This window comes from Vibrio sp. bablab_jr001 (genome assembly GCF_016464285.1).
In the GTDB taxonomy this organism is placed as follows: domain Bacteria; phylum Pseudomonadota; class Gammaproteobacteria; order Enterobacterales; family Vibrionaceae; genus Vibrio; species Vibrio fluvialis.
In genome coordinates, this window is the sequence record NZ_JACDWZ010000041.1 from 142,962 (window position 1) to 168,598 (window position 25,637).

The 25,637-nt window shown below is 51.3% G+C and carries 19 protein-coding genes; 4 read left to right on the plus strand and 15 right to left on the minus strand.

Features of this window, described 5'->3' with window-relative positions; all coding sequences use genetic code 11:
- Nucleotides 1-102: 102 nt before the first annotated feature.
- From JIG40_RS06650 to JIG40_RS06700, 11 genes are all read right to left on the minus strand, one after another.
- Nucleotides 103-1,620 (minus strand): DHA2 family efflux MFS transporter permease subunit, encoded by a 1,518-nt coding sequence (locus JIG40_RS06650; protein ID WP_020330995.1) that lies wholly within the window; start codon nt 1,618-1,620, stop codon nt 103-105.
- A gap of 15 nt (nt 1,621-1,635) precedes the next feature.
- Entirely contained in the window at nt 1,636-2,697 is a 1,062-nt protein-coding gene (locus JIG40_RS06655; protein WP_199465015.1) for an HlyD family secretion protein, read from the minus strand.
- A gap of 25 nt (nt 2,698-2,722) precedes the next feature.
- Nucleotides 2,723-3,142 (minus strand): MarR family winged helix-turn-helix transcriptional regulator, encoded by a 420-nt coding sequence (locus JIG40_RS06660; RefSeq protein ID WP_199465016.1) that lies wholly within the window; start codon nt 3,140-3,142, stop codon nt 2,723-2,725.
- Between the two features lie 303 nt (nt 3,143-3,445).
- Complete coding sequence (locus tag JIG40_RS06665) at nt 3,446-5,323, minus strand: propionyl-CoA synthetase (protein ID WP_199465017.1); 1,878 nt, start codon at nt 5,321-5,323, stop codon at nt 3,446-3,448.
- 25 nt (nt 5,324-5,348) lie between these two features.
- Nucleotides 5,349-6,545 carry a 2-methylaconitate cis-trans isomerase PrpF gene (gene prpF / locus JIG40_RS06670; RefSeq protein ID WP_199465046.1) on the minus strand — a complete coding sequence of 399 codons (1,197 nt, stop codon included), beginning with the start codon at nt 6,543-6,545 and terminating at the stop codon, nt 5,349-5,351.
- A gap of 56 nt (nt 6,546-6,601) precedes the next feature.
- Entirely contained in the window at nt 6,602-9,199 is a 2,598-nt protein-coding gene (gene acnD / locus JIG40_RS06675; RefSeq protein ID WP_199465018.1) for a Fe/S-dependent 2-methylisocitrate dehydratase AcnD, read from the minus strand.
- Nucleotides 9,200-9,365: 166 nt separating this feature from the next.
- A complete protein-coding gene (prpC, locus tag JIG40_RS06680; protein ID WP_020330985.1) occupies nt 9,366-10,511 on the minus strand; it encodes a 2-methylcitrate synthase in 1,146 nt (381 codons plus the stop codon).
- Nucleotides 10,512-10,726: 215 nt separating this feature from the next.
- Entirely contained in the window at nt 10,727-11,623 is an 897-nt protein-coding gene (prpB, locus tag JIG40_RS06685; RefSeq protein WP_024374026.1) for a methylisocitrate lyase, read from the minus strand.
- 10 nt (nt 11,624-11,633) lie between these two features.
- Complete coding sequence (locus JIG40_RS06690) at nt 11,634-12,332, minus strand: GntR family transcriptional regulator (protein ID WP_024374025.1); 699 nt, start codon at nt 12,330-12,332, stop codon at nt 11,634-11,636.
- A gap of 164 nt (nt 12,333-12,496) precedes the next feature.
- Nucleotides 12,497-13,333, minus strand: coding sequence for an AraC family transcriptional regulator (locus tag JIG40_RS06695; protein ID WP_199465019.1), 837 nt, complete (start codon nt 13,331-13,333; stop codon nt 12,497-12,499).
- A gap of 3 nt (nt 13,334-13,336) precedes the next feature.
- Nucleotides 13,337-13,942, minus strand: coding sequence for a LysE family translocator (locus tag JIG40_RS06700; protein ID WP_199465020.1), 606 nt, complete (start codon nt 13,940-13,942; stop codon nt 13,337-13,339).
- Between the two features lie 276 nt (nt 13,943-14,218).
- Here JIG40_RS06700 and JIG40_RS06705 point away from each other — a divergent pair, with 276 nt between their 5' ends.
- The 4 genes from JIG40_RS06705 (at nt 14,219) to JIG40_RS06720 (ending at nt 18,012) form a co-directional block, all read left to right on the plus strand.
- Nucleotides 14,219-15,190: a tripartite tricarboxylate transporter substrate binding protein gene (locus JIG40_RS06705; protein WP_020330979.1), complete on the plus strand. Its 972-nt coding sequence runs from the start codon at nt 14,219-14,221 to the stop codon at nt 15,188-15,190.
- A gap of 207 nt (nt 15,191-15,397) precedes the next feature.
- Nucleotides 15,398-15,895, plus strand: a complete 498-nt coding sequence (locus JIG40_RS06710) for a tripartite tricarboxylate transporter TctB family protein (protein ID WP_020330978.1) — start codon at nt 15,398-15,400, stop codon at nt 15,893-15,895.
- Nucleotides 15,896-15,904: 9 nt separating this feature from the next.
- The gene (locus JIG40_RS06715; RefSeq protein WP_024374020.1) at nt 15,905-17,452 is read left to right on the plus strand and encodes a tripartite tricarboxylate transporter permease; all 1,548 of its coding nucleotides are present in this window, start codon (nt 15,905-15,907) and stop codon (nt 17,450-17,452) included.
- 248 nt (nt 17,453-17,700) lie between these two features.
- On the plus strand, nt 17,701-18,012 hold the full coding sequence (locus JIG40_RS06720) for a DOPA 4,5-dioxygenase family protein (RefSeq protein WP_196368194.1): 312 nt from the start codon (nt 17,701-17,703) through the stop codon (nt 18,010-18,012).
- A gap of 313 nt (nt 18,013-18,325) precedes the next feature.
- Here JIG40_RS06720 and mglC read toward each other — a convergent pair whose 3' ends face one another.
- The 4 genes from mglC to JIG40_RS06740 form a co-directional block, all read right to left on the minus strand.
- Nucleotides 18,326-19,333, minus strand: coding sequence for a galactose/methyl galactoside ABC transporter permease MglC (mglC, locus tag JIG40_RS06725; protein ID WP_020330976.1), 1,008 nt, complete (start codon nt 19,331-19,333; stop codon nt 18,326-18,328).
- A 10-nt stretch (nt 19,334-19,343) separates the two neighbouring features.
- Nucleotides 19,344-20,852, minus strand: coding sequence for a galactose/methyl galactoside ABC transporter ATP-binding protein MglA (gene mglA, locus JIG40_RS06730; protein ID WP_020330975.1), 1,509 nt, complete (start codon nt 20,850-20,852; stop codon nt 19,344-19,346).
- 111 nt (nt 20,853-20,963) lie between these two features.
- Nucleotides 20,964-21,938 (minus strand): galactose/glucose ABC transporter substrate-binding protein MglB, encoded by a 975-nt coding sequence (gene mglB / locus JIG40_RS06735; protein WP_020330974.1) that lies wholly within the window; start codon nt 21,936-21,938, stop codon nt 20,964-20,966.
- A 360-nt stretch (nt 21,939-22,298) separates the two neighbouring features.
- A complete protein-coding gene (locus JIG40_RS06740; protein ID WP_199465021.1) occupies nt 22,299-25,391 on the minus strand; it encodes a beta-galactosidase in 3,093 nt (1,030 codons plus the stop codon).
- Nucleotides 25,392-25,637 lie beyond the last annotated feature (246 nt).

Here is a 25,637-nt window from a genome sequence, read left to right on the forward strand (position 1 = left end):
CGTGGTGTGGTGTGTTTTTTTATTAAACAGCTGAAGAATGAGAATTTAACGCCGTTTAAATAAACAAAAACGCCGCAATGCGGCGTTTTATTCAATCGTAGCTTAACGTTTACCCGGTTTTCGCAACAACACCAAAAGTGGAATCATCACGACGCAGACATACATCATAAAGCGGAAGTCTTGCAGATATCCAAAGATATACGCTTGGCTGGTGACCATACTGTTCAACTCGACCAGACCAGCAGTACTCGATAAGTCATACACTCCTTTCTGCACCGCATCCTGCAACGCCGGATTAAACATGTTGATGTGCTCGGAATACACGGCATGGTTGATCTGCGCGCGATGCGCAAGATACGTCACCACCACCGAGATGCCGATGCTACTGCCGATGTTGCGAATCAGGCTGAATAGCGCGGTGCCTTCATTACGATAACGTGGCTCAAGCGTGGAGAACGTCAGGGTCGACAGCGGCACAAACACCAGACCTAATCCCAACCCCTGTACAATACCGGTATGAATGATTTCCCAGCGCGTGACGAACACTGAAAAGTGCGTCATTTCCCACAGCGAAAAAATCATCAACAGCAAGCCAATCGTGATCAGATAACGCAGGTCCACTTTGCCCGACAGACGCCCGACGATCATCATTCCCACCATAGTGCCAAAGCCCCGAGGCGTCAGCAGCAGGCCGACGTCCAGCACCGGATAATCCATAAAGTTTTGCAGGAACGGAGGCAACAGCGCCATGGTCGCCAGCAAAATCACGCCCATCATAAAACCAAACAGCAGTCCGACCACAAAGTTGCGGTCTTTGAACATCTGCGGCTCCAGGAATGGCGCTCGGGCGGTAAACATGTGCACGGTAAACATGTAAAACGCCAGCGCAGAAATGCCCGCTTCAATGACAATTTCCATGCTGGAGAACCAGTTCTGGGATTCGCCGCGATCAAGAAACATCTGCAAACAGCCGATGGCAAGTCCGAGCAGCGCAAAGCCGAACACGTCAAAACGCCGGCTGGGGTCTAATTTGGTCTCTTTAACGAAACCTGCAATCCCCATCCAGGCCAGAATGCCGAACGGTACGTTGATGTAAAACACCCAGCGCCAGTTGTAGTACTCGGTTAACCAGCCACCCAATGACGGGCCCAGAATCGGCCCGACCATCACACCCACGCCCCACATTGCCATGGCCGACCCGTGTTGTTCAGTCGGATAAGTATCGAGCAGCACAGATTGGGACAGCGGCACCAAACTGGCACCGAAGATCCCTTGCAACAAACGAAACAGAATGATCTGTTCGAGCGATTGCGCCGCGCCACACAGCACAGACGCAAAAGTAAACCCGACTACCGAATAAAGAAACAAACGCTTGCGGCCGATGCGCGCCGCAATAAAGCCCGTCAATGGCATCGCAATCGCGGCTGCCACAATGTAAGACGTCAGTACCCAGGAAATCTGATCCTGCGTTGCACTCATGGCGCCCTGCATGTGTGGCAGCGCAACGTTTGCAATCGTGGTGTCGAGTGCCTGCATGATGGTCGCAAGCATGACCGACAGAGTGATAAACCCGCGTTTGCCGCTGTCATCACTCTCTACAGGTGTCGCATGACTTTCCATCTTAACGCCTCACCCTTACAGCGACAGATGACGTTGATATTCAGTATCGACCGTCACCACCGCGCTCAAACCTGCACGAAGCTGCGGCGCATTCGGATTGGCATCAATGCGGATGCGAATCGGCAGACGCTGCGCAATCTTTACCCAGTTACCCGTCGCGTTTTGCGCCGGAATGACCGAAAACTCAGAACCGGTTGCCGGGCTCAAGCTTTCCACCACGCCATACCATTTGAAATCCGGCGCGTAGTCGACATTGATGTCCACTTTCTGGCCAACCTGAACGTGTGTCAGTTCGGTCTCGGTAAAGTTAGCTTCAATCCAGATATCTGATGCCGAAATCAGCATCATCGCCAGTGTGCCCGGTGAGGTGTATTGCCCTTTCTCCACCACTTTGGTCACGATGCCATCAGCAGGCGCGTACACATTCACGTGTTGGAGATCGTTCTCGGCCTTTTCCAGCGACGCCAACGCAGCGCGATATTTCGGATGCTGTTCAATCGGCGCCGTCACATCGCCACCCAAGCTCTCTTCAATTTGCTTCAGCTCTTTTTTCAGCGCGTTCACTTCGAGTTCCACGACCAGGGTTTTCTGGCGTGCAGAATCAAACTGAGATTCAGAAATATATTTTTTCTTCAAAAGGTTAAGCTGACGCGCTTCTTCTTTCTTCAGGTATTCATGCTGACTTTTTGAAACGTCAATATTCGCCAGTTTACTTTGGTATTCGGCTTTCAGCGTGGTCAGCGAGGTACTGACATCATTGAGATTGGCGCGAGCCTGAGAGACCGCAATTTCATATGACGTCGGATCGATTTGCAGCAACAAATCGCCCGCTTTCACCTGTTGGTTCTCCTCGACTGGCACATTGATAATGCGGCCAGAGACTTCGGCGGTAATTGACGTCTTGTCTGCTTTTACATAGGCGTTGTCGGTTTCAACATAACGGCCACCGTGCAGGTAGACCGCCACGCTTCCGGCCACGGCCAGCACCGGCACCAGAAAAAGCAGTACAGCACGTTTGGTTTTGCGGCGTGGTTTGGATACAGGTTGGGAAGGCGTCTGTGATTGTTCGTTAGACATACAAGATATTCCTGATACGTATTGTTTATTTGGAGAGATTGCTGTGAATGTGTTCCAGCGTACTGATGAACTGCTCGCGATCCTGGGCGGTCAGCCCCTGTAATGCTTCATCCCAGATTTGGTTGCTGACACTTTTGATTTTGACCAATTGAGCATCGGCGGCTGGCAGCAGGTAAATTTGATGAGCGCGGCGATCTTTTGGATCCGGACGACGTTCAACCAACCCTCCTTCCACCAGAGAATCAATCACACGCACTAAACTCATCGGTTTGATTTCCAGCAGTTCAGCCAGTTCTACCTGTTTGACACCCTGACAACGAGCGATGTGCGACAGTGCTTTGGCTTGCGCGATGGTCAGGCAGTTGGCGCCAGCTTCGCTTTGATATTGTTTGCGTACCAGACGCATCACATCCCAAAGTAAGTAACCTATAGACGGAGCTGTCATTGCATACCCTTCTGATTTATCTCGAATTATTCCAAATGCCTTGGTTACATTTAGAAACATAGTTAAACATATAGTAAGCTTTGCTTACTATATGTAAAGCCTATTAATTGAAATAACGGATGAGTATTTGCATAAACTGATAAATTTCATAGTGTTATGAAATGTTTCTGCTGAATAGAAGATGCAGACAAAAAAAAGTGCCCCGCAAGCGGAGCACAAAGGGTCAAAATGAACCAAGTTTTACCCTATCGTACCTCAACGTCGAACGACATAACGTCGTCCCGTTTGAGTACAAGCCACATCCTAATGATGCAGCACCTTTTCCAATTCATTGAGGCTGGTTGGATCGTCAATGGTCGACGGGACAGTGTAACTTTCTCCATCCGCAATCTGGCGGATAATACGGCGCAGGATTTTGCCAGAACGAGTTTTCGGCAACCGCTCGACCACCAGTGCGTGTTTAAAGCACGCCACCGCACCGATTTGGCTGCGTACGCTGCTGACCAGTTCCGTTTCCAGCGCCAGCGCATCGATCTTCACGCCATCTTTGAGCACCACGAGTCCGAGTGGCAATTGTCCTTTCAGTTCATCGTGCACACCGACCACCGCGCATTCCGCCACCGCTGGGTGCGCGCCGACGATCTCTTCCATTTCACCCGTCGAGAGGCGGTGACCAGCAACGTTAATCACATCGTCAATGCGGCCCATGATGAACAGGTAACCATCTTCATCCAGATAACCGCCATCACCTGAGACGTAGTAACCTGGGAATTGTGACAAATAACCGGACTCAAAACGGTCGTGATTGCGCCACACAGTCGGCAAACAGCTTGGCGGCAACGGACGTTTCAGCGCCACAAAGCCTTGCTGATTCGGCGGTAGCAGCTCGCCGAGTTCATTGAGGATTTCCACTTGATAACCCGGAATCGGCTTAGTCGCTGAACCCGCTTTAATCGGCATCAGTTCAATGCCCGTTGGGTTGCCGGCAATCGCCCAGCCCGTTTCGGTTTGCCACCAGTGGTCAATGACCGGTTTGTCGGTTTGCGATTCGACCCATTCTAAAGTTGGCGGATCCAAACGTTCACCCGCCATGAAGATGGTTTTCACGCTCGACAGGTCATAGTGCTTAAGATACTCGCCATTCGGATCTTCTTTCTTGATGGCTCGGAAAGCCGTTGGCGCCGAGAACAGTGCAGTGACTTTGTATTCCTGACACACGCGCCAGAAGGCACCCGGATCCGGCGTACGCACTGGTTTACCTTCGTACAAAATGGTTGTGCAGCCGTGAATCAGCGGCGCATACACAATGTAAGAATGCCCCACCACCCAGCCCACATCTGATGCGGCCCAGAACACGCCATTTTGCGGCATGTTGTAAATACAGCTCATCGAGTATTTCATCGCGACGGCATGACCGCCGTTGTCACGCACCACCCCTTTGGGTTTGCCCGTCGTTCCTGATGTGTACAGAATGTAAAGCGGGTCCGTTGCCAGCACAGGCACACACGCATGCGGCAGCGCGCTTTGAATCAGCGTGTTCCATTCCAAGTCACGTTCGCTGGTCAAATCGGCAAGGCATTCCGGGCGTTGATACACCAACACTTTTTCCGGTTTCCAACGACTGTCCATGATCGCTTTATCGACCATAGGCTTGTAAGGGATCACTTTGTTGACTTCTACGCCGCAAGAGGCCGTCATAATGACTTTTGGCTCTGCGTCTTCAATACGCACCGCCAGCTCGTTTGGCGCAAAGCCGCCAAACACCACCGAGTGAATGGCGCCCAAACGCGCACACGCCAGCATCGCCATTGCCGCTTCCGGGATCATCGGCATATAGATGATCACGCGATCGCCTTTGGTGACGCCCTGCTCGGCCAACATGCCTGCCACGCGCGCTACACAATCCCGCAGCGCGGTGTAGCTGTATCGCTGTTTTTTGCCCGTCACCGGAGAATCATAAATCAGCGCCGTTTGGTCGCCGCGACCCTGTTCACAGTGGTAATCCAGTGCCAACCACGAGGTGTTGAGCAAACCATCCGGGAACCAGCGTTCAATGCCGTGTTCGTCTTTTTGCAAAATGGTTTGAGGGAATTCAAACCAGTCGATGTTTTGGGCTTGAGCTTTCCAGAACGCTTGCGGCTCATCCTTTGCCCATTGATATTCCTTTAAATATGCAGACATGGTGCTTCTCCTTGATTGTTCTGGCTTAGCCGTGGTTGATGGTTTCTGCGGGCACGCGCACCCAGCCTTCCATCAAAATACGTGCGCTGCGACCCATCACGGCTTTTTCTACCACCCAACCTTGCGTTGTTTCGCTTGCACTGGCGCCAACTTTTAATGTTCCCGAAGGGTGACCAAAGGTCACCGACGTTTTCTCTCCGCCACCGGCGGCCAAATTCACCAGCGTTCCTGGCACACACGCCGCGGCAGCGATGGCAACGGCAGCGGTCCCCATCATGGCGTGATGCAATTTGCCCATCGACAACGCGCGCACAAGGACATCAACATCACTGGCTGCAACGGTTTTGCCGCTGGATGCGGTGTAGGTTTGCGGTTTGGAGACAAACGCAATTTTTGGGGTGTGCTGACGGGTTTGCGCTTCACTGAGGTCTTGAATCAGCCCCATTTTCAGCGCGCCGTAGGCACGAATGGTTTCAAACATCTCCAGCGCTTTGCTGTCGTTGTTGATGTCATCCTGAAGCTCCGTGCCCTGATAGCCAATCGACGCGGCATCGACAAAAATCGTCGGAATGCCCGCATTGATTAACGTGGCGTTAAATGTGCCTACGCCCGGAACATCAAGATCATCGACCAAATTTCCGGTCGGGAACATAGAGCCTTCACCGTCGGCCGGGTCCATGAAATCGACCTGAATTTCCGCCGCTGGGAAAGTCACGCCATCGAGTTCAAACTCGCCCGTTTCCTGCACCAAGCCATCTTTGATCGGCACATGTACGACGATGGTTTTGCTGATGTTGACCTGCCACACGCGCACCTCAACCACACCGTTGTGAGGAATGCGCTCTGGTGCAATGAATCCGGCGTAAATTGCAAACGGACCAATCGCCGCCGACAGATTGCCGCAGTTACCGCTCCAGTCGACAAACGCTTTATCAATCGACACTTGTCCAAACAGATAATCGACGTCATGACCCGCTTGAGCACTTTTCGACACAATCACGGTTTTACTGGTGCTTGAAGTGGCGCCGCCCATGCCGTCAATCTGCTTGCCGTACGGATCCGGGCTGCCAATCACGCGCATGAGTAAGCGATCGCGCGCCGCGCCCGCAACCTGCGCCGCTGGCGGCAGATCGCCCAGACGGAAAAATACCCCTTTGCTGGTGCCGCCACGCATGTACGTCGCGGGCACTCGGATTTGAGAAAACACTGATTGAGACAGCATCTCAGCCGTGGTCCATGAAGAAGCTGTGCTGACATTGCTCATTGCATCACTCCTTCTCAGTTCGCCAAAAAGTCTTGCGCAAAACGCTGCAGCACACCGCCTGCGTTATACACATGCACTTCATCGGCGGTATCCAAACGGCACGTCACCGCGACATCCAGCTTCTCGCCATTTTGACGAGTGATCACCAGCGCCAAATCGCAGCCCGGCTTGATGTCACCCACCACGTCGTACAGTTCGGTGCCATCGAGTCCCAGTGTGAGGCGATTCACGCCCTCTTTGAATTGCAGTGGCAACACGCCCATGCCGACCAGGTTGGTACGGTGGATGCGCTCAAAACCTTCGGCGACAATCGCTTCCACACCGGCTAAACGTACACCTTTGGCTGCCCAGTCACGCGAAGACCCTTGGCCGTAGTCGGCGCCCGCCACAATGATCAGCGGCTGTTTGCGCTGCATGTAGGTTTCAATCGCTTCCCACATGCGCGTCACTTTGCCGTCCGGTTCGATACGCGCAAGCGAACCTTGCACCACGTCGCCGTTCTCTTTAACCATTTCGTTGAACAGTTTCGGGTTGGCAAACGTTGCGCGTTGCGCCGTCAGATGATCGCCGCGATGCGTCGCGTAGGAGTTAAAATCCTCTTCCGGCACGCCCATTTTGGTCAGGTATTCACCAGCCGCGCTGCTGGCCAGAATCGCGTTTGATGGTGACAGGTGGTCGGTGGTGATGTTGTCACCCACCACCGCCAATGGGCGCATGCCTTTAAGCGTGCGTTCACCCGCCAGTGCGCCTTCCCAATACGGCGGACGGCGAATGTAGGTACTCATTGGGCGCCAGTCGTACAGTGGATTGCTGTTTTGCTCGGCGTCATCGAGTTTAAACATTTGAATGTAGACTTGATTGAACTGCTCAGGTTTAACGTGCTGATTCACAATCGCATCAATCTCTTCATCGCTTGGCCAGATATCGTTGAGGTAAATCGGCTTACCGTTGGCATCATGCCCCAGCGCATCGCGCTCGATATCAAAGCGAATCGTACCCGCCAGCGCATAAGCCACCACCAACGGTGGCGAGGCCAGAAACGCTTGTTTGGCGTAGGGGTGAATCCGACCATCAAAGTTACGGTTGCCCGACAACACGGCGGTCGCGTACAGATCGCGATCGATGATCTCTTGTTGGATCTTCGGATCCAGCGCGCCACTCATGCCGTTACAGGTGGTACACGCATACGCCACGATGCCAAAACCCAACTTTTCCAATTCAGGCAGCAGCTTGGCTTCTTCAAGATACAATTTGGCGACTTTCGATCCCGGCGCAAATGAAGTTTTCACCCACGGTTTACGCACCAAACCCAGTTCATTGGCTTTTTTCGCCACCAAGCCAGCCGCGACCACGTTGCGCGGGTTACTGGTGTTGGTACATGAGGTAATAGCGGCGATGATCACAGCACCGTCGGGCATTTCGCCCGCTTTTTCTTCCCACTTTCCGGCGATGCCACGTTGCACCAGTTGCGAGGTGGGCAGACGACGATGCGGGTTGGAAGGCCCGGCCAAGTTACGTTCTACCTGCGAGAGATCAAACGTCAGCACGCGTTCGTATTGCGCCGTCTCCAGTGCATCAACCCACAAGCCCGTTTGTTTGGCATACTGTTCAACCAGCGCCACTTGTTCGGCATCGCGGCCGGTCAGTTTCAGGTAGTTGATGGTCTGCTCATCAATGTAGAACATGCCCGCGCTGGCACCATATTCCGGAGTCATGTTGGAAATCGTCGCGCGGTCGCCGATGGTAAGCTCTTTTGCCCCTTCACCGAAAAATTCGAGATAAGACGACACCACGCGTTCGCCGCGCAGAAATTCGGTGATCGCCAAGACGATGTCGGTGGCGGTAATGCCCGGTTTGCGTTTGCCGGTCAGTTTCACGCCGACGATGTCCGGCAGGCGCATCATGGATGGGCGACCGAGCATCACGGTTTCAGCTTCCAAACCGCCGACGCCAATCGCGATGACGCCAAGAGAATCGACGTGCGGCGTGTGGCTGTCAGTGCCGACACACGTATCAGGAAACGCCACGCCGTTTTTCAGTTGCACCACGGGCGACATTTTTTCCAGGTTGATCTGGTGCATGATGCCGTTGCCGGCAGGAATCACGCTGACGTTTTTAAACGCGGTTTTACACCATTCGATGAAGTGAAAACGGTCTTCGTTGCGGCGATCTTCAATCGCGCGGTTTTTCTCAAACGCATCCGGTTCAAACCCTGCGTGTTCGACCGCAAGCGAGTGGTCAACAATCAGCTGCGTTTCCACAACCGGGTTCACTTTGGCTGGATCGCCGCCCTGCTCTGCGATCGCATCGCGCAGGCCAGCCAAATCAACCAACGCGGTTTGGCCAAGAATGTCGTGACACACCACGCGCGCCGGATACCAGGGGAAATCAAGGTCGCGTTTGCGTTCAATCAGTTGTTTCAGGGAGTCTGTCAGTGCTTCGGGTTCGCAGCGGCGAACCAAGTTTTCAGCCAGAACGCGCGAGGTATAAGGCAGCGTCGCGTAGGCACCGGGTGCAATCGCGTTGACCGCTTCTTCGGCATCGAAATAACTGATATTTGTGCCGGGCAGCAGTTTCCGGTATTGGCTGTTGATATCGTTTTGAGTGGTCATAGTATCCATCCGATTCATTACTATTCCCTTGCCACTTAAAGCAGAAAGCGTGTCGCCAGTGCTTTAAGTTGTTTGGGCTTCACAACCGTGGCAGGCCAATTCGCCCTTCGGCGAACCGCATTAAATTGATGACCGCGCCTATTGGGCACGGTCATTCCTGAGCGAGCTAGCCGCGTTTTTCAATCGGCAACCATTGCTGATGATCCGGGCCGACATAGTCAGCACTTGGACGAATGATGCGGTTGTTCGCACGCTGCTCGTACACGTGGGCAGCCCAGCCAGTCAAACGGCTCATCACAAAAATTGGCGTGAAGAGTTTGGTTGGAATACCCATAAAGTGATACGCCGAGGCGTGGAAGAAATCGGCGTTACAGAACAAGCCCTTCTCGCGTTTCATTACCGCTTCAACGCGCTCAGAAACGGCATAGAGTTGGGTGTCACCGACTTTTTCGGACAATTCTTTCGACCAGCGTTTGATCAGGGCGTTACGCGGATCGCTCTCACGGTAAATCGCGTGACCAAAGCCCATGATTTTCTCTTTGTTTTCCAGCATGCGCAGAATGTTTTGTTCCGCTTCATCCGGCGTTTTCCAGTTCTCGATCATCTCCATCGCCGCTTCGTTCGCGCCGCCATGCAGCGGGCCACGCAGCGTGCCGATCGCGCCTGTCACGCACGAGTGAATATCAGACAACGTGGAAGCACAGACGCGCGCTGTGAACGTGGATGCGTTGAACTCGTGCTCTGCGTACAGAATCAACGAGCAGTGCATCACTTGTTTAAACAGATCGCTTGGCGCCTGATCAGTCAGCATTTTCAGGAAGTAACCACCGATACAAGCTTCGCTGGTGTCTTCGGTATCAATGCGCACACCATCGTGGCTAAAGCGATACCAGTAACAGATGATGGCCGGAAACAGTGCCAGCATGCGTTCTGTCGCTGCAAGCTGCTGTGAAAAATCTTGTTCAGTTTCCAGGTTACCCAGCATTGAACAACCCGTCCGCATCACGTCCATCGGGTGTGCATCGGCTGGAATGCGCTCCAGCACTTCTTTCAGTGGCTGAGGCAGGCCGCGCAGGCCAATCAGACGTGTTTTGTATTGATCAAGTTCGGCTTGAGTTGGCAGATGACCCACAAGCAGCAGGTGTGCTACTTCTTCAAATTGAGCGTTATTAGCCAGATCCGTGATGTCATAACCACGATAGGTCAGACCGGTTCCGGTTTTACCAACCGTACATAAAGCTGTGCTTCCAGCGCTTTGGCCACGCAGACCTGCTCCGCCTAATTCAGCTTTCTTTGTCAAAGACTGAGGCATGTAGAACTCCTTTTCTTGCTGCGCTTCGGATTCTGTTGAATCGACCTCATTGGGCCAGCTTAAGCTCGATGGCGCAGCGGTTTCACGTTATTGGGTGTTTCCCGCCTGACTGACTGTCGGGCCGGGGAGTTTTTCTTTCCGATTCTATTTTTCTTGGGCTTCGTTTTTCTTTGGGCTTCCGTCGTTGAACCTCATGAAATCAAGGTTCAAACCGACTATTTTCCTTCCGAAAACAGCTGATCCAGCTTGTCTTCGTAATCATGGTAATTGAGGTATTCATACAACTCTTTGCGCGTCTGCATCTGACCCAGTAGTGCTTCCTGATTCCCCACCTCCAGCAGATGGCGATACACCATCTCAGCCGCTTTATTCATCGCGCGGAACGCACTCAGCGGGTACAGCACCATATCCACATTTGATTTGGCCAGATCTTCACAGCCGTAGAGCGGCGTTTGGCCAAACTCGGTAATGTTGGCCAGAATCGGCACATGCTTACCGGTTGCCGCGTGCAGCGCCGTCGAGAACTGCTCATACTGCTTCAGTTCCGTCATCGCTTCGGGGAAAATCATGTCGGCGCCCGCTTCCACACACGCAATCGCACGCTCAATCGCACTGTCCATACCTTCCACCGCCAGCGCATCGGTACGCGCCATGATGACGAACTCCGGATTGTCTCGCGCATCCACCGCTGCTTTAACGCGGTCAACCATTTCTTGTTGGCTGACAATGGCTTTGTTTGGACGGTGACCACAACGTTTCTGCGCCACCTGATCTTCCATGTGCACCGCCGCTGCGCCGGCTTTTTCCATTGCTTTGATGGTGCGGGCAATGTTAAACGCACCGCCAAAACCGGTGTCGATGTCGACCAGCAATGGTAAGTCACACGCATTGGTGATGCGTTCCACGTCCACCAGCACATCGTTGAGTGTCGTGATCCCGAGATCCGGCAAGCCATAAGACGCGTTAGCGATACCACCACCAGAGAGATAGATCGCCTGATGCCCCAATTTCTTCGCCATCATGGCGCAGTATGGGTTGATCGTGCCGACAATCTGCAAAGGCTGATTGGTTTGAATAGCGAGCCTGAACTTCGCACCCGGACTTAAGCTCATGGGATTCTCCTTAATCTTGGGCTTCGTTTTGTATCTGTTTTTCTATTAAGCGGCGACTACCTGAAATGTGTCGGCGCATCAGCATCTCTGCCAGCTCTTCGTCACGATTGCGAATCGCCTGCAGAATGAATTTGTGTTCTTCCAGCGCTTCAATCGGACGCGAATGAGAGCGTGGTGACTGATAACGGTACATGCGCAGCAAGTGGTAAAGCTCATCACACAACAACGCAACCAGTTGCGAGTTGCGGCTGGCTTTAATAATGCGGTAATGGAAATCGAAATCCCCTTGCTGATGGAAATAAGAGGCGCCGTCGACTTGATCAATGTGCGCTGAATGTGTCGACAATAACGTTTCCAGCCCGGCCAGTTCGATTTCAGTAATGTTGCGAGCGGCTAAGCGCGCCGCCATGCCTTCCAGCGCTTCACGAACCGCGTACAGCTCCAACAACTTTTCCGTAGAGAACTGAATTACGCGCGCCCCCACATGAGGAATACGCTCGATCAAACCCAGGCCTTCCACACGCATTAATGCTTCACGCAATGGTCCGCGGCTGACCTGGAAACGCTTAGCCAGTTCAGGCTCCGAGATTTTACTGCCCGGCGCCATTCCCCCTTCTACGATCGCTTCGATCAAAAACTCGGTCAGGCTTTCTGATTTGGTGTGTTCTTTCTCGCCTGCTGCGCGCTTTTTTAATTCAGTATTCATCATCTCATCTTCTACAACGTGGGTGAGCAGAGAAAATTCCACAAACATGGGGTTGCTCACTAAAGGGTTGAACTTAAGATAGACGATCAAATTGTCGACAATCAAGCAAATTGTCGACAATTTAGACTAAGGTCGTAATGACGGTAGGAATGGATAATTGGTGGGTATTAAAGTGTGAAGAAGGATTGATATTTCTTAGGTGTCAATGCAATACGGCTTTTAAAACTGCGTTGAAAGTGAGCTTGATCAGCAAAGCCTAAAGCCAGTGAGGTGTCGACAATTGTTTCACCTTGCTTAAGTAACTGTTTGGCGCGTTTAATGCGTTCATCCATCAGATAGGCATGTGGCGACAAGCCGAAATATTGCTTGAATGTGCGGATCAGATGATACGGACTGACGCCCACCTCATTGGCGAGCGCATCAAGACCTACTGACTGATCGATTTCATCAAACAATCGCTCACGAGCGCGCAGCAGGTAGTCGGGGGCACGCTTGCGCTGGGTGGCAAGCTGGTTGCCGTCTGTCACCAGCGCCGATGGCTTATACAGTCGCTCGATAAACTCATACATCAGGGTGTGGGCAGATAATGCGTCCTGCTCTTGCATGAGTGCCGCAAACAGCTGTTCAAACTGAACGCTGAAATCAGTGCGACGTTCAAAGTCGGCGATAAAGGCGTAGTAATCCATCTGGCGACGCCCTAATACCTCTTGCTGCATCTGCCCCATCCACAATGTGTCGACAAACAGCATTCGATATGACCATTCACCCTGGTACGGATTGCAAGAGTGCATATCGGCGGGATTAATGGTGACCAAATCGCCCCGGCCAATTTGGTGCTGACGCACATGATTGTCATAGCGCGCCATGCCGCTATCGATGATGCCAAACGAGAATTCGTCGTGAGAATGCCTTTGATAACAGACGTGTGACCACTTAGCGATGCGCGCTTCGATCTGCGGCAGCGCGGTTGGACGCATAATGTTGCTGCTTGTTGGTTGTGACATTCCCTATCCTTCCATCCAGATGATGACCACCGATATACTCAACATCGCAGCCAAGACCATTTGAAACAGGCGCTGACGCTGCGGTGAGTTGAGCCATTGCGCGACCGATTGGCCGAGCACCGCCCATACGCCCACACCGACAAAGCAGACTACAAGCGAAACCGAACAGAACCAACTCAGCGCGTACTGAATATTCACCTGATTCAATACGTACAAACTAACCCCGGAACTGGCAAAGATCCACGCTTTTGGGTTGAGCAGTTGGATCAATCCCCCTTGCACAAATAGCGCTTTCATCGCCATTTGGGGATGAGCCTTGAGCCCCAAATCCTTGGCCAGCAGAATACGCGCCGCCAAATACAGCAGGTACAAACTGCCCACCCAACGCATGATGGGTACCAACAGCGGAATGCCTTGGCTTATTTCACCAAGTGCCAAGCCACACACCAACACGACCAGAACATAGGCGACGGAAGCCCCAAGCACATGCACTGACGCTTTGCGCCAGCCAAACTGCGCGCCCGCGTAAGTCGCCATCACATTCACCGGCCCGGGAGAAACCGCCCCCACAAAGGCAAACAGCGACATCGCGCTCAACAGAGAAACCATAACCTCGTCCTTTTATTCCAATTCACGTGGCTACAGTAGCGAACCAAGAATTGCGATTATTGAACAAAATTGCGCTCTGCTGCGCCGCGGCACCCCGTGAACTTTATGAACAAAACCGTTTTTATGCCCAATATTGTTTTTATCTTCGCTTTAGAGACAAAACGTTAACACATTCTTAACCTGAGATAACACGGTAGCAAACTTCTGCCTTGTTACCGGGAAAATAACGATAAGTGTCATTCCTTCGAATGGCACGCCTACATAAGGAACGTGAACATGTTGAAGCATTTCAAACCGACCCTCGCAGCGTCGCTACTGGCGGCTACCTTCTCTTTCTCTGCTCTGGCAGCGGATCTGGAAAAAATCCACTTTCTGATCCCTGGCGGCGCTGGTGGCGGCTGGGATATGACCGCACGCGGCACCGGTGATGTGCTGATGAAAACACACCTGATCGAGAACGTCTCATACCAAAACCTTTCTGGCGGTGGCGGCGGTAAAGCCATTGCACACCTTATCGAGACGGCTGATCGTCAAGAAGACACACTGATGGTGAACTCAACACCAATCGTTGTGCGCTCACTTTCGGGTGTATTCCCACAGTCTTTCCGCGATTTAACGCCTGTTGCTGCAACGGTGTCAGATTACGGCGCACTGGTTGTTGCTGGTGATTCGAAATACAACAGCTGGGAAGAAGTGGTTGCAGACTTTAAAGACAACCCACGCAAAGTAAAAATCGCCGGCGGCTCTGCACGCGGCAGTATGGACCACTTAGTTGCAGCCGCGGCATTCAAAGGCCAGGGGCTTGATCCGAAAGAAGTGCGTTACATTGCCTACGATGCGGGCGGTAAAGCGATGGCAGCACTGCTGTCTGGCGAAACTCAGCTTCTGTCGACCGGTCTGGGCGAAGTTCTCGAGATGTCAAAAAGCGGTCAGGTGAAAATCCTGGCGATCACCGCACCGAAACGTCTGGACGTTGCGCCAAACATTCCGACCCTGACTGAATACAACAACCCGACTGTCTTTGCTAACTGGCGTGGTTTCTTCGCAGCTCCGGGTGTCAGCCAGGAGAAAATCGACGAGTGGAACGTTGCGCTGAAGAAAATGTACGACACCGATGAATGGAAAGTGGTTCGTGACCGCAACGGCTGGATCGACAGCTACAAAGCCGACAAAGAGTTCTTCGCTTTCCTCGAAGATCAGGAAAAGCAGATGGGCGACCTGATGCGTGAACTGGGCTTCCTGAAGTAAGTCAGCTTTTTATCCAGAAACACCGGAAGGGGTAATCGTGAGTTGCCCCTTCCAGCACCTTTGCCGCAGACGAGCGAAATAATTACTCCTTTGTTTTGGTAGATGTTTTGACTAGCAGCAATCCGTTTACCCTTTAGTTAATTCCTTCGTTAACTCCGCTTGTCTGCGGCCTTTTCTTCCCTACAACCTCATGCCATGGAGTTGGATATGTCGGATCTGCCAACCAAATTATTCAGCAAGGAATATCTGCTGTGCCGCGATCGCGTCGGCGCGATGATCTTTCTTGTCCTTAGCCTGTGTTACGGCTATCAAACTACACAAATTCCTATGTTTCCCGGCGATGAGTACGAACCGTTTACGGCACGTACGCTCCCAACCCTTCTCACCTACGCCGGTGTAGCAATGTCTCTGCTTTTGCTGGTTGTCGGACAACCGGACAAGAAAAGTGGCGCGGTGATGACATTCAACTGGAAACTGCTGATCGGTTTCCTGGTGCTGATGGCGCTCTACGGTGCAGGCTTAACTTACCTGGGCTTCGTGCTGGCGACTGGCTTCTTCCTGATGGCGGGCTTCTACATTCTTGGCGAACGTCGTAAATCGATCCTATTCGGTGCGTCATTCCCGTTTGTGATTGCCTTTTATTTACTGCTGACCAAAGGTCTGGACGTGTATCTGGAACCGGGTCTGATTTTCACTCTTTGGTAGGAAAGGATTATGTTAGACGGAATTTTGCAAGGACTGTCGACTGCAGTCATGCCTTTTAACCTGCTGATGGTGATCGTCGGCTGTTTCGTGGGTACCTTCATCGGTATGCTGCCGGGCCTTGGCCCTATCTCAGCTATCGCACTAATGATCCCGATTACGTACGGTCTGGAACCTTCGTCCGGTCTGATCCTGATGGCGGGTGTGTATTATGGCGCCATTTTTGGTGGCTCAACCTCTTCCATCCTGATTAATGCGCCGGGTTGTTCGTCAACCGTGGTGACCGCGTTTGACGGCTACCCGATGGCGCAAAAAGGTCAGGCGGGTAAAGCACTGGCACTGGCGGCTTACGCGTCTTTCACCGGTGGTACATTGTCTGCAATCATGTTGCTGGTTGCCGCGCCAGCGCTGGCTCAGGTTTCTCTGAGCTTCCAGTCAGCCGACTACTTTTCATTAATGCTACTGGGCTTGTCTGCCGTCGCGGCGTTTGCGGGTAAAGGTCAGGTAATCAAAGCATGGATGATGACCATTCTGGGTTTGATGCTGTCAACCGTGGGTATCGACAAAGGCGTAGGTGTAGAACGTTTCACCTTCGGCCTGACCGACCTGATGGATGGCTTTAGCTTCCTGCTGCTGGCAATGGCAACATTCGCACTCGGCGAAACACTGATGGGCATTCTGAAACCAGAATCCGACACTCGTGATGAAGAAAACAGCAAACTGAGCAATATCGGCAGCATGAAAATCACCAGAGAAGAAGTGCGTGAAGCGGCTCCGGTTTCGATTCGTTCTTCTATTCTTGGCTTCTTTACTGGCGTACTGCCGGGCGCAGGCGCAACCATTGCGGCCTTCCTGAGCTACGGTATGGAGCGCAATCTGGCGCCGAAAGAGAAGCGTGAAGAGTTTGGTCACGGCTCTCTGCGCGGCCTGGTTGCACCAGAATCAGCGAACAACGCTGCATCAAGTGGCTCGTTCGTACCGCTACTGACACTGGGTATTCCGGGTTCCGGTACCACCGCTATCATGCTGGGTGCCCTGCTCGCTTACGGTATTCAGCCTGGCCCACGTCTGTTTGTCGATCACCCGGATGTGTTCTGGTCAGTCATCATCTCGATGTATGTCGGTAACATTGTTCTGCTCATTCTGAACCTACCGCTTATCCCATACATTTCGAAACTGCTGGCGGTACCACGTACTGTACTTCTGCCGATGATTCTGTTCTTCTCCATCACCGGCGTGTACCTGGTGTCGTTCAACACCATGGATGTCTTCATCATGCTATTGGTGGCGATGGGCGCAATTGCACTGCGTCTGGCGAACTTCCCGCTGGCACCACTGCTACTTGGGTTCATCCTTGGTGGTCTGATGGAAGAGAACCTGCGCCGTGCACTGATGATTACCGACGGCGAGCTGAGCTTCTTGTGGGAACGTCCAATCACTCTGGCATTTACAACCCTGTCGGTGGTGATTCTGGCCAGCCCAATTGTGGTGATGATCGTCAACAAATTGCGTGGCAATCAAACTGCGGCGAAAAGCTGTGGTACCAATAAAGCGCATTAATCGCTGACACTTAGATTCAGCCCGGCCAAATGGTCGGGCTTTTTGTTTTTCAAAGGCATAAAAGCGCGCCCACCACACGCCTTGGTCAATTTGTCCCTGACATTATTGTCGAGTGTGTTACCCTTCCCCGCACAAAATAATGCTGCGCGGCATGAGAAATAGACTCAGCCAGCGGCAGTGAGTTAACAATCCTCAATCCTGAGTGCAATGCAGTGAAAACCAATAAAAGACCCGTTAACAGCCATGCCATGTACCATGCGCATGTTTACTTTGATGCACACTCATTGGCGTTTGCGACGCGCCTGTACGAACTCATCGGGCAAACATTCCCACTCAAACTCGGCAGACTGCATCAACGTCTCGTTGGCCCGCACACCATGTGGAGTTATCAGATTTTGTTCGGCAGTAAGGATTTCGATCAGTTCATTCCGTGGCTGGATCAGCAACGCGGCCAGTTGAGCGTGTTAGTTCACGCTGATACCGGTGATGATTTGGCGGATCACACGACCCACGCATACTGGCTGGGTGAAGCGGTTGATTTGGATTTGAGTCGGTTTTAAACATCATTCAATGAGGTTGAACGCTCATGTCGCGCTTTAGACTTAGCGTACAGAAAACATTTCTTTAGCGCGCCAGTGACTCTTTGCAGGCACAAAGAGTCACCAGAAAGTGCCTTTCGCGGCTCGCTGGCCGGGAGGGTTATAGGCGTTCCCTACGCCAATAACCTAAAAATTCGTCCTGAATTTTTCCCTCTAAACTATCAACAATGCCTCCGATTAGCGCTGCCCCGCATTAGTCATTCATTTGTCGCGGACAAAGAAAAACCGCTCCCGAGGGAGCGGTTTTGGACCAGTAGCAACTGTGTCGTTAGTTTTACTTTTTATTTGCGTATTTCATGGAGTCCAGGGCCACCGCGAACACGATGATGGAACCCTTGATGATGTATTGCCAGTAAGGGCTTACGCCAATGTAAGTCATACCGTAGTTGATAACGGTGAAGATAAGAACCCCCGTTACCACGCCCGCGATACTACCTACACCACCAGCAAAGGACACGCCACCAACCACACACGCTGCGATCGCGTCGAGCTCATACAGGAAGCCCAAGTTGTTGGTTGCGCTACCGATACGTCCCGCTTCCAGCATCCCCCCGAATGCGTAGAAGACACCTGACAATGCGTACACTTTCAGCAGAGTCAGAGGCACGTTAACACCGGATACTTTCGCTGCTTCTGGGTTACCACCCACAGCAAAGATATTTTTGCCGAATACCGTTTTGTTCCACAGAATCCACATGAACACCGTCGCGATAATGGCGTAGAAAGTGATGTAGGAGAACCGGAACCCGCCTATTCGGATAAAGCCTTGGGTGAACGCCGTGAAGCGGTCATCAAACCCAGCGATTGGTGATGCACCTACCGCGTCGTAGTACAGAGAGTTGATACCGTAAACGATGATCATCGTACCCAGAGTCGCGATAAATGGCGTTACTTTCAGGTAGGCAACAATCACACCGTTAACCAGACCGATGATGGCACCGATCAGACACACACAGATGATCACTGCGATGATTGGCACTTCACCAATGCTTGGGAATACCTTGTTCACGTTGTCGATAGATTGAAGCAAGGTCGCGGAAATTACCGCAGCCAAACCAACCTGACGACCGGCTGAAAGGTCCGTACCCTGTGTGACGATCAAGCCTGCCACACCCAGTGCAATAATAACGCGCACTGAAGATTGAGTAAGAATATTACTTAGGTTACGAAGACTTAAGAATGAAGGCTCCTGAATAACGATAACGGCCAGTAGAATAAATAGTACTGCGTAGATCGCGCCTTCTTTTAAATGCTTTAGTGCAAAAGATTTAACTGCATCCATAATACATTCCCTAGAGGTAACGAGAGGCTAGCTCTAATATTTCGTTTTGTGTGGTTTCTTTGGTATTAACAATACCCGCGGCGCGACCGTTACTCATCACTAAAATACGGTCTGTGATACCCAGTAATTCCGGCATTTCAGAAGAAATAATAATGATGCCTTTACTTTTCTTCGCCAGCTCCAGAATCAACTGATAAATTTCAAATTTTGCGCCAACGTCAATACCACGGGTCGGTTCGTCCAGCATTAAGATTTCTGGTTGGGTTAACAGCCAGCGACCGATGATCACTTTTTGCTGGTTACCACCAGAGAGCGAACCAATGGAAGTTTGGTGTGAAGGCGTTTTTACGCGCATGGAGTCGATCACCCACTGCGTATCGCTCTTCATTTTCTTATCGCTGAGCAGACCATAAGGGGTTTTGTACTCATCTACGTTGGCCACCAGTGAGTTGAACGTAATGTCCAAGTTACTGTAGATACCTGTAGAGCGACGTTCTTCCGTTACCAGTGCAAAACCGTTGCGAATAGCTTCATGCGCATCGCGGTTTTTCATCTCGCGGCCGTGAAGTTGAATGTGGCCTTCACTACGTTCACGCACACCAAAAATGGTTTCAACGATGTCGGTACGGCGTGAGCCAACCAGACCCGCAACGCCCAGAATTTCACCCGCTCGCAAATCAAAAGAGATGTCAGTGATGGATGGCTGGTTCAGTGCAGTCAGGTTTTTCACCTCAAGAATGACGTCTTTTGGTGTGTTGGTTTTTTCCGGGAAGCGGTGCGTCAGTTCACGGCCAACCATCATTGATATGATCTTGTCCATGTCGAGGCCTTTCAGCGGGCATGTATCCACCCACTGGCCATCACGCAGAATCGTAATCTCATCACAGATGGCAAAGATCTCTTCCATCTTGTGCGAGATGTACACCACACCACAGCCTTTCTCTTTCAGCTTATTGATAATGGTGAACAGGTGATTCACTTCTTTTTCCGTCAGAGAGGACGTCGGTTCGTCCATGATCACCACTTTCGCGTCGTAAGAGAATGCTTTGGCAATTTCCAACATTTGCATTTGCGAAACAGATAAGGTGGCGACTTTAACTCGCGGATCAATATTAATATCTAACTCTTCGAAAATAGCTTTGGTATCACGATACATTTTATCGTGGTCAACAAATAAGCCTTTTTTCGGATAACGGCCAAGCCAAATATTGTCCATAACGGAACATTGCTTAACCTGGTTTAATTCCTGATGCACCATGGAAACGCCAGATTCCAGGGCCTCTTTAGATGAAGAAAAGTTAATATGTTTTCCGAGGAAAATAATATCGCCTTCATCTTTTTCGTATATTCCAAACAAACATTTCAGTAACGTAGATTTACCCGCGCCATTTTCACCCATCAGAGCGTGAACAGAGTGCGGACGAACTTTTAAATTTACGTTATCTAAAGCTTTTACACCTGGAAATGATTTGCTCACTCCTGTCATTTCTAACAGGAATTCATGTGTTTGATTTACCATGGCATCACTTTACTGTGTTTAAAACGAGAACCGATAAATATCGCTTAGATACATAGGTGATTCGAAAATGTGGTAACTGGGGAGAGATTACTCTCTCCCCCGAGCAGGTCATTACTCAAGTGTAGATTTATCAACACCTACGTAAGGAACGCGTACCACTTTGTTTTCGATGTGCCATTGAGTACCTTCAGTTGGCGCTTTGCCTTCTGCAAGGTTACGAGCAAGCTCGAACGTTGCTTTCGCTTGAGAATCAGCATCGTTCAGTACAGTACCTGCCATGTCACCAGATTTAACCAGTGCCAGTGCTTCAGCCAGTGCGTCAACACCGTAAACAGGTAGTTTCACGCCAGCACCGCGTAGCGCTTCGATTGCGCCCATTGCCATACCGTCGTTGTTTGCGATAACCACTTCAATTTTGCTGCCGTTAGGGCCAGACAGCCATGCATCCATCTTGTCTTTTGCCATAGCGGTATCCCACATACCGGTATCCATGTGCAGTTGTTCAGTCTTGATGCCGTTGTCATTGATAGTTTTAACTGAATAAGTGGTACGAGCTTCAGCATCTGGGTGGCCTGGTTCGCCTTTCAGCATTACGTACTGAAGTACGCCGTCGCCGTTTTTATCCCATGCTGGGTTTGCTTTCCACTGTTGAGAAATCAGATCGCCCTGGATGATGCCAGACTCTTTAGAGTCAGTACCTACGTAAAACGCTTTGTCGTAGCTTGCCATCGCGTCTGCGCTTGGTTCTTTGTTGTAGAACACAACCGGAACATCATCAATTTTCGCTTTTTGGATGATGGTTTTCGCTGCTGCAGGGTCAACCAGGTTGATTGCCAGAGCTTGAACACCACGAGCCAACATCACGTCAACTTGGTCGTTCTGCATTGATTGGCTGTTTTGAGAGTCGTTCATCAGGATGCGAGTGTTGCTATCTCCTGCTGCTTGTTTCTCAATCGCTTGGCGTACTACAGACATGAAGTTGTCATCGTATTTGTAGATAGTGAAACCGATAGTGGTTTCAGCCATTGCTTGAGAACCGAAGCCCATGCCGGCAGTCAGCATCGCTAGTACAGTTAACTTTCTCATTGAACAAGTCCTATTTGTTGTTTTGTTATACAGATGTAGGGGACAAACGTTATCGAAATGCAGTACGCATGAAAACGTTTACTCAGCCAAGTATAGTGAGCAAAAGAACAATTAATGTGAAGTATGTAAGATTTTGGTTGGATTGCAGATTAATTGTAAGAGTTTGTTTAAATAGTTTGATGCCAATTGCAAATTACGCTCGCGAACGTAACACAATGTAACAGCGAGATCTGGTTCTCTTTTTTGGAGGGGGTAAAGCTGAGTTTTTGTGATGTTGAAATCGAGAATTGAGTAAACGTTTACAGCGTAACTTGTTAAGGCAGGGTCAACAAGTCGCTGACCCTGAATTTGAGACATTGCTTAATGAAATGCGAGTGTCAGTTGGTAGTGATAATGACGTTTGAGCAACTGGTATTGTTCATGCACACTTGGTGTCCAAGAGTCATCGCCACCGACGCCCATATGCTCCGCATCCAGCCTCACCCACAACTGCCCGCTCGGTTGCAGCTCGTTAGTGTGACGCGCTTTCGCAACATCCTCAGCGCGATAGCGACTTACCGATAGATGATAGTGCCCTTTGATGTGAAGCTGGCCGATATCACTCTCTTTCACATCGCAGCGCAAACCACTTTCACTCGGGAAGATATACGGCGTATGCAGATCGGCGACCGGAGCACGGTACGCTCCGACATGCGCCGACGTTTTACGATCCGGATAGTTCTCATGCGGACCTCTGCCGAACCAGCTCACTTCATCGATATCATTTGCCAGTGCCAGTTCAATCCCCACTCTTGGCAAGGAAGACAATCCGGACGCGGTTTGGACATCCACAGTGAGTCGCACTTCACCATTTGCATAGATGTGGTATTGCCATTGAGTGCTCAGCACGGCCAACCCTTCAAAGCTGTGCACATAACGCACGTCGATCCAGCAGGCATCGCTCAGCTGGTGATGGCGGAACTGGACACACTCACGTTTCAGATACGGCAAGCCCATCGCTTCCCAGCGTGCAATCCAGGAGTTGGGGTCCACTTTGTTCGCTTCACTGGTGCCAATATCGTTATCCAGCGGCGCACGATAGAAGTTATCACGCAGTCCGCTCGTCAGCTTTTGCTCATTGCCAACCCACCACGCATCGAGTTCTCCTGTTGAGGTATTGAACTCAATCTGTTGGTTTTTGGCACGGATCTTCAGGCGGTTCAGTGCGTTCTCTACTTTCGGCGCGCCCGACAGATTGCCTTGCTCAAGTGGTAAACCAAACGCGCCCGGCAGCTCAAACTGCGCACACGAAATTTCATGCCCGTTGTCGGCCCACGCGTTCTCTTTCGCCAGTTCGACACACACCGTGAGATAGTAGTCATAGCCAATCTTGGCGGCTGGCAGCGCATCCGCCAGCACCAGTGTTTCACTGGATTGCGGCGCCAGAGTGATCAGCCGTTCACCGCGCGCGATAATATTGCCCTGTTCGGTGATCTTCCATACCAATCGCTCCTGTGGCGCCGTGAACAGGTTTTCACTTGTTACGCGAATGGTCAGTGGCTCAGTGCTCAACAGTTCAATCTGATGAAATTGCTGGGCATGTTTGGCTTCGTACAAAGTGGGATGCACCGTACGATCCGGGAAAATTAAGCCGTTAATACAGAACTGGCGATCGTTGATTTCATCGCCGAAGTCGCCTCCGTAAGCCCAGTATTGCTCACCTTTCTCATCAGTGCGGGTCAAGCCCTGATCCACCCAGTCCCAGATAAAACCGCCCTGCAGGCGCGGATACTCGCGGAAGGTGTCCCAGTACTGATGAAAATTACCCAGACTGTTGCCCATGGCGTGGGCATATTCACACAGAATCAGCGGGCGCTGCTCGCCCGGCATGCCAATCCATTTTTTCAACGCCAGCTTAGGGGTAACCGCTGGGTCAGATGCTAAACGTTGATCAGTCTCAACCCGTGCGTACATCGGGGCGATAATGTCAGTCGCGGCGGTATCCGAACCACCGCCTTCATATTGCACCGGGCGTGAAGGATCGCGCTGCTTAGTCCACTGATACAGCGCATGATGGTTCGCGCCAATCCCCGATTCATTGCCGAGCGACCAAATGATGATCGACGGGTGGTTTTTATCACGTTCGACCATGCGCGTCATGCGGCGAGAAAAGGCATTCAGCCAAGTCAGATCATCGGCTAAACGACACATCGGGAACTGGCCATGGGTTTCAATGTTGGCCTCATCCACCACATACAAGCCGTATTCATCACACAATTCATACCACATCGGATGATTTGGATAATGCGCGGTGCGCACCGCATTAAAGTTGTGCTGCTTCATCAGCTTGATGTCTTGAATCATGCTGTCGCGGGTCATGACATGACCCAGCTCCGGATCATGTTCATGTCGGTTCACCCCACGAATCAGCAGGCGCTGACCGTTCACGCGCAGTACGCCTTGGGTGATATCCACCTGACGAAAACCGACGTCGTAAGCTTCGCAATCAACGGTTTTCCCATCGCTGTTGAGCAGTGTCACTACCAAACGGTAGAGATAGGGATCTTCGGCGCTCCACTTACGCGGATTGTCGATATGGATGCGGTGGTGAGCTCTTTCATTCCAGGCGCCCTTTTCATCCACAATCTGTTGTCCGGTCGGCGCATGACGTTTAGCAAACACGCTGTTACCTTCGGCGTCAAAAAGCTCAATCGCCACCTGATGCTCAGAGTTGCGTTCGCTCAGCGATGTCGTGACATTCAATGTCGCATCTCGGAAACAGGCATCCAACTCGGTTTTGATTTCGACATCCGCAATCGACACCAGCGGTTTGGTGGTCAAAGTGACATCGCGGAAGATGCCACTCAGCCACCACATATCCTGATCTTCAAGGTAAGAACCATCGGACCAACGCATCACCATGACCGTCAGCAGGTTTTCACCATCGGTAAGATGCGCTGAAAGATCAAACTCCGCAGGCAAACGACTGTCTTGTGAGTAACCTACCCACCCACCGTTACACCATAGGTGAAAAGCCGAGTTCACCCCATCGAAGGAAATGAGGTAACGCGAATGCTCAAGGCGTTCATCCAGCGTAAAACGAGTGCGATATACCCCGGTCGGGTTCTCTTGCGGCACATACGGTGGATTATCAGCAAACGGATATTTGATGTTGGTATAAATCGGTTTGTCGAATCCCTGGCATTGCCAGTTTCCCGGGACAGCAATTGAAACCCAATGCGAATCGTTGAAATCTTGTTCAATAACATCAGGGGTAACGATTTCAGGCTTTGCGTATAACTCAAACTTCCACTCTCCGTTAAGAGATCGCTGGTTGGCAGATGGCTGTTTTGTTTTGGCCGCTTCTTCACTGTGATAGGCATGTAGCGGAGCGTGAGCAGTGAGCACGTTATGATGTGTAACATGTTGATTTTCCCACTCTCTTGCTAAAATAACCTGAGCAAAAGTTCTCATTCTTCAAATTCCTGTTGTTTCAGATTGCCGGTCCGAGTTGCTATTGTTTGTTGGTGCCGACTGGATTGGTAACGTTTACAATTGTCACTCTAGCGCTGGCATAAAAACAAATACAGTGCCCTGCTCTGTATCTTTGCTCTCCATCACCAACTTTGCATTTCCCGCGTATTTTTTTCGTCATCTGTTTTACGCCCTTTCATGCTTCTAGGAGTAAGTTGGTAAAAATAATAATTGGCATATGCTAAT

Excerpts from the sequence above, each read along its gene's own strand:
- JIG40_RS06650 (WP_020330995.1), bottom strand. The coding sequence starts at position 1,620 with ATGGAAAGTCATGCGACACCTGTAGAGAGTGATGACAGCGGCAAACGC.
- JIG40_RS06655 (WP_199465015.1), bottom strand. The coding sequence starts at position 2,697 with ATGTCTAACGAACAATCACAGACGCCTTCCCAACCTGTATCCAAACCA.
- JIG40_RS06660 (WP_199465016.1), bottom strand. The coding sequence starts at position 3,142 with ATGACAGCTCCGTCTATAGGTTACTTACTTTGGGATGTGATGCGTCTG.
- JIG40_RS06665 (WP_199465017.1), bottom strand. The coding sequence starts at position 5,323 with ATGTCTGCATATTTAAAGGAATATCAATGGGCAAAGGATGAGCCGCAA.
- prpF (WP_199465046.1), bottom strand. The coding sequence starts at position 6,545 with ATGCTGTCTCAATCAGTGTTTTCTCAAATCCGAGTGCCCGCGACGTAC.
- acnD (WP_199465018.1), bottom strand. The coding sequence starts at position 9,199 with ATGACCACTCAAAACGATATCAACAGCCAATACCGGAAACTGCTGCCC.
- prpC (WP_020330985.1), bottom strand. The coding sequence starts at position 10,511 with ATGCCTCAGTCTTTGACAAAGAAAGCTGAATTAGGCGGAGCAGGTCTG.
- prpB (WP_024374026.1), bottom strand. The coding sequence starts at position 11,623 with ATGAGCTTAAGTCCGGGTGCGAAGTTCAGGCTCGCTATTCAAACCAAT.
- JIG40_RS06690 (WP_024374025.1), bottom strand. The coding sequence starts at position 12,332 with ATGATGAATACTGAATTAAAAAAGCGCGCAGCAGGCGAGAAAGAACAC.
- JIG40_RS06695 (WP_199465019.1), bottom strand. The coding sequence starts at position 13,333 with ATGTCACAACCAACAAGCAGCAACATTATGCGTCCAACCGCGCTGCCG.
- JIG40_RS06700 (WP_199465020.1), bottom strand. The coding sequence starts at position 13,942 with ATGGTTTCTCTGTTGAGCGCGATGTCGCTGTTTGCCTTTGTGGGGGCG.
- JIG40_RS06705 (WP_020330979.1), top strand. The coding sequence starts at position 14,219 with ATGTTGAAGCATTTCAAACCGACCCTCGCAGCGTCGCTACTGGCGGCT.
- JIG40_RS06710 (WP_020330978.1), top strand. The coding sequence starts at position 15,398 with ATGTCGGATCTGCCAACCAAATTATTCAGCAAGGAATATCTGCTGTGC.
- JIG40_RS06715 (WP_024374020.1), top strand. The coding sequence starts at position 15,905 with ATGTTAGACGGAATTTTGCAAGGACTGTCGACTGCAGTCATGCCTTTT.
- JIG40_RS06720 (WP_196368194.1), top strand. The coding sequence starts at position 17,701 with ATGTACCATGCGCATGTTTACTTTGATGCACACTCATTGGCGTTTGCG.
- mglC (WP_020330976.1), bottom strand. The coding sequence starts at position 19,333 with ATGGATGCAGTTAAATCTTTTGCACTAAAGCATTTAAAAGAAGGCGCG.
- mglA (WP_020330975.1), bottom strand. The coding sequence starts at position 20,852 with ATGGTAAATCAAACACATGAATTCCTGTTAGAAATGACAGGAGTGAGC.
- mglB (WP_020330974.1), bottom strand. The coding sequence starts at position 21,938 with ATGAGAAAGTTAACTGTACTAGCGATGCTGACTGCCGGCATGGGCTTC.
- JIG40_RS06740 (WP_199465021.1), bottom strand. The coding sequence starts at position 25,391 with ATGAGAACTTTTGCTCAGGTTATTTTAGCAAGAGAGTGGGAAAATCAA.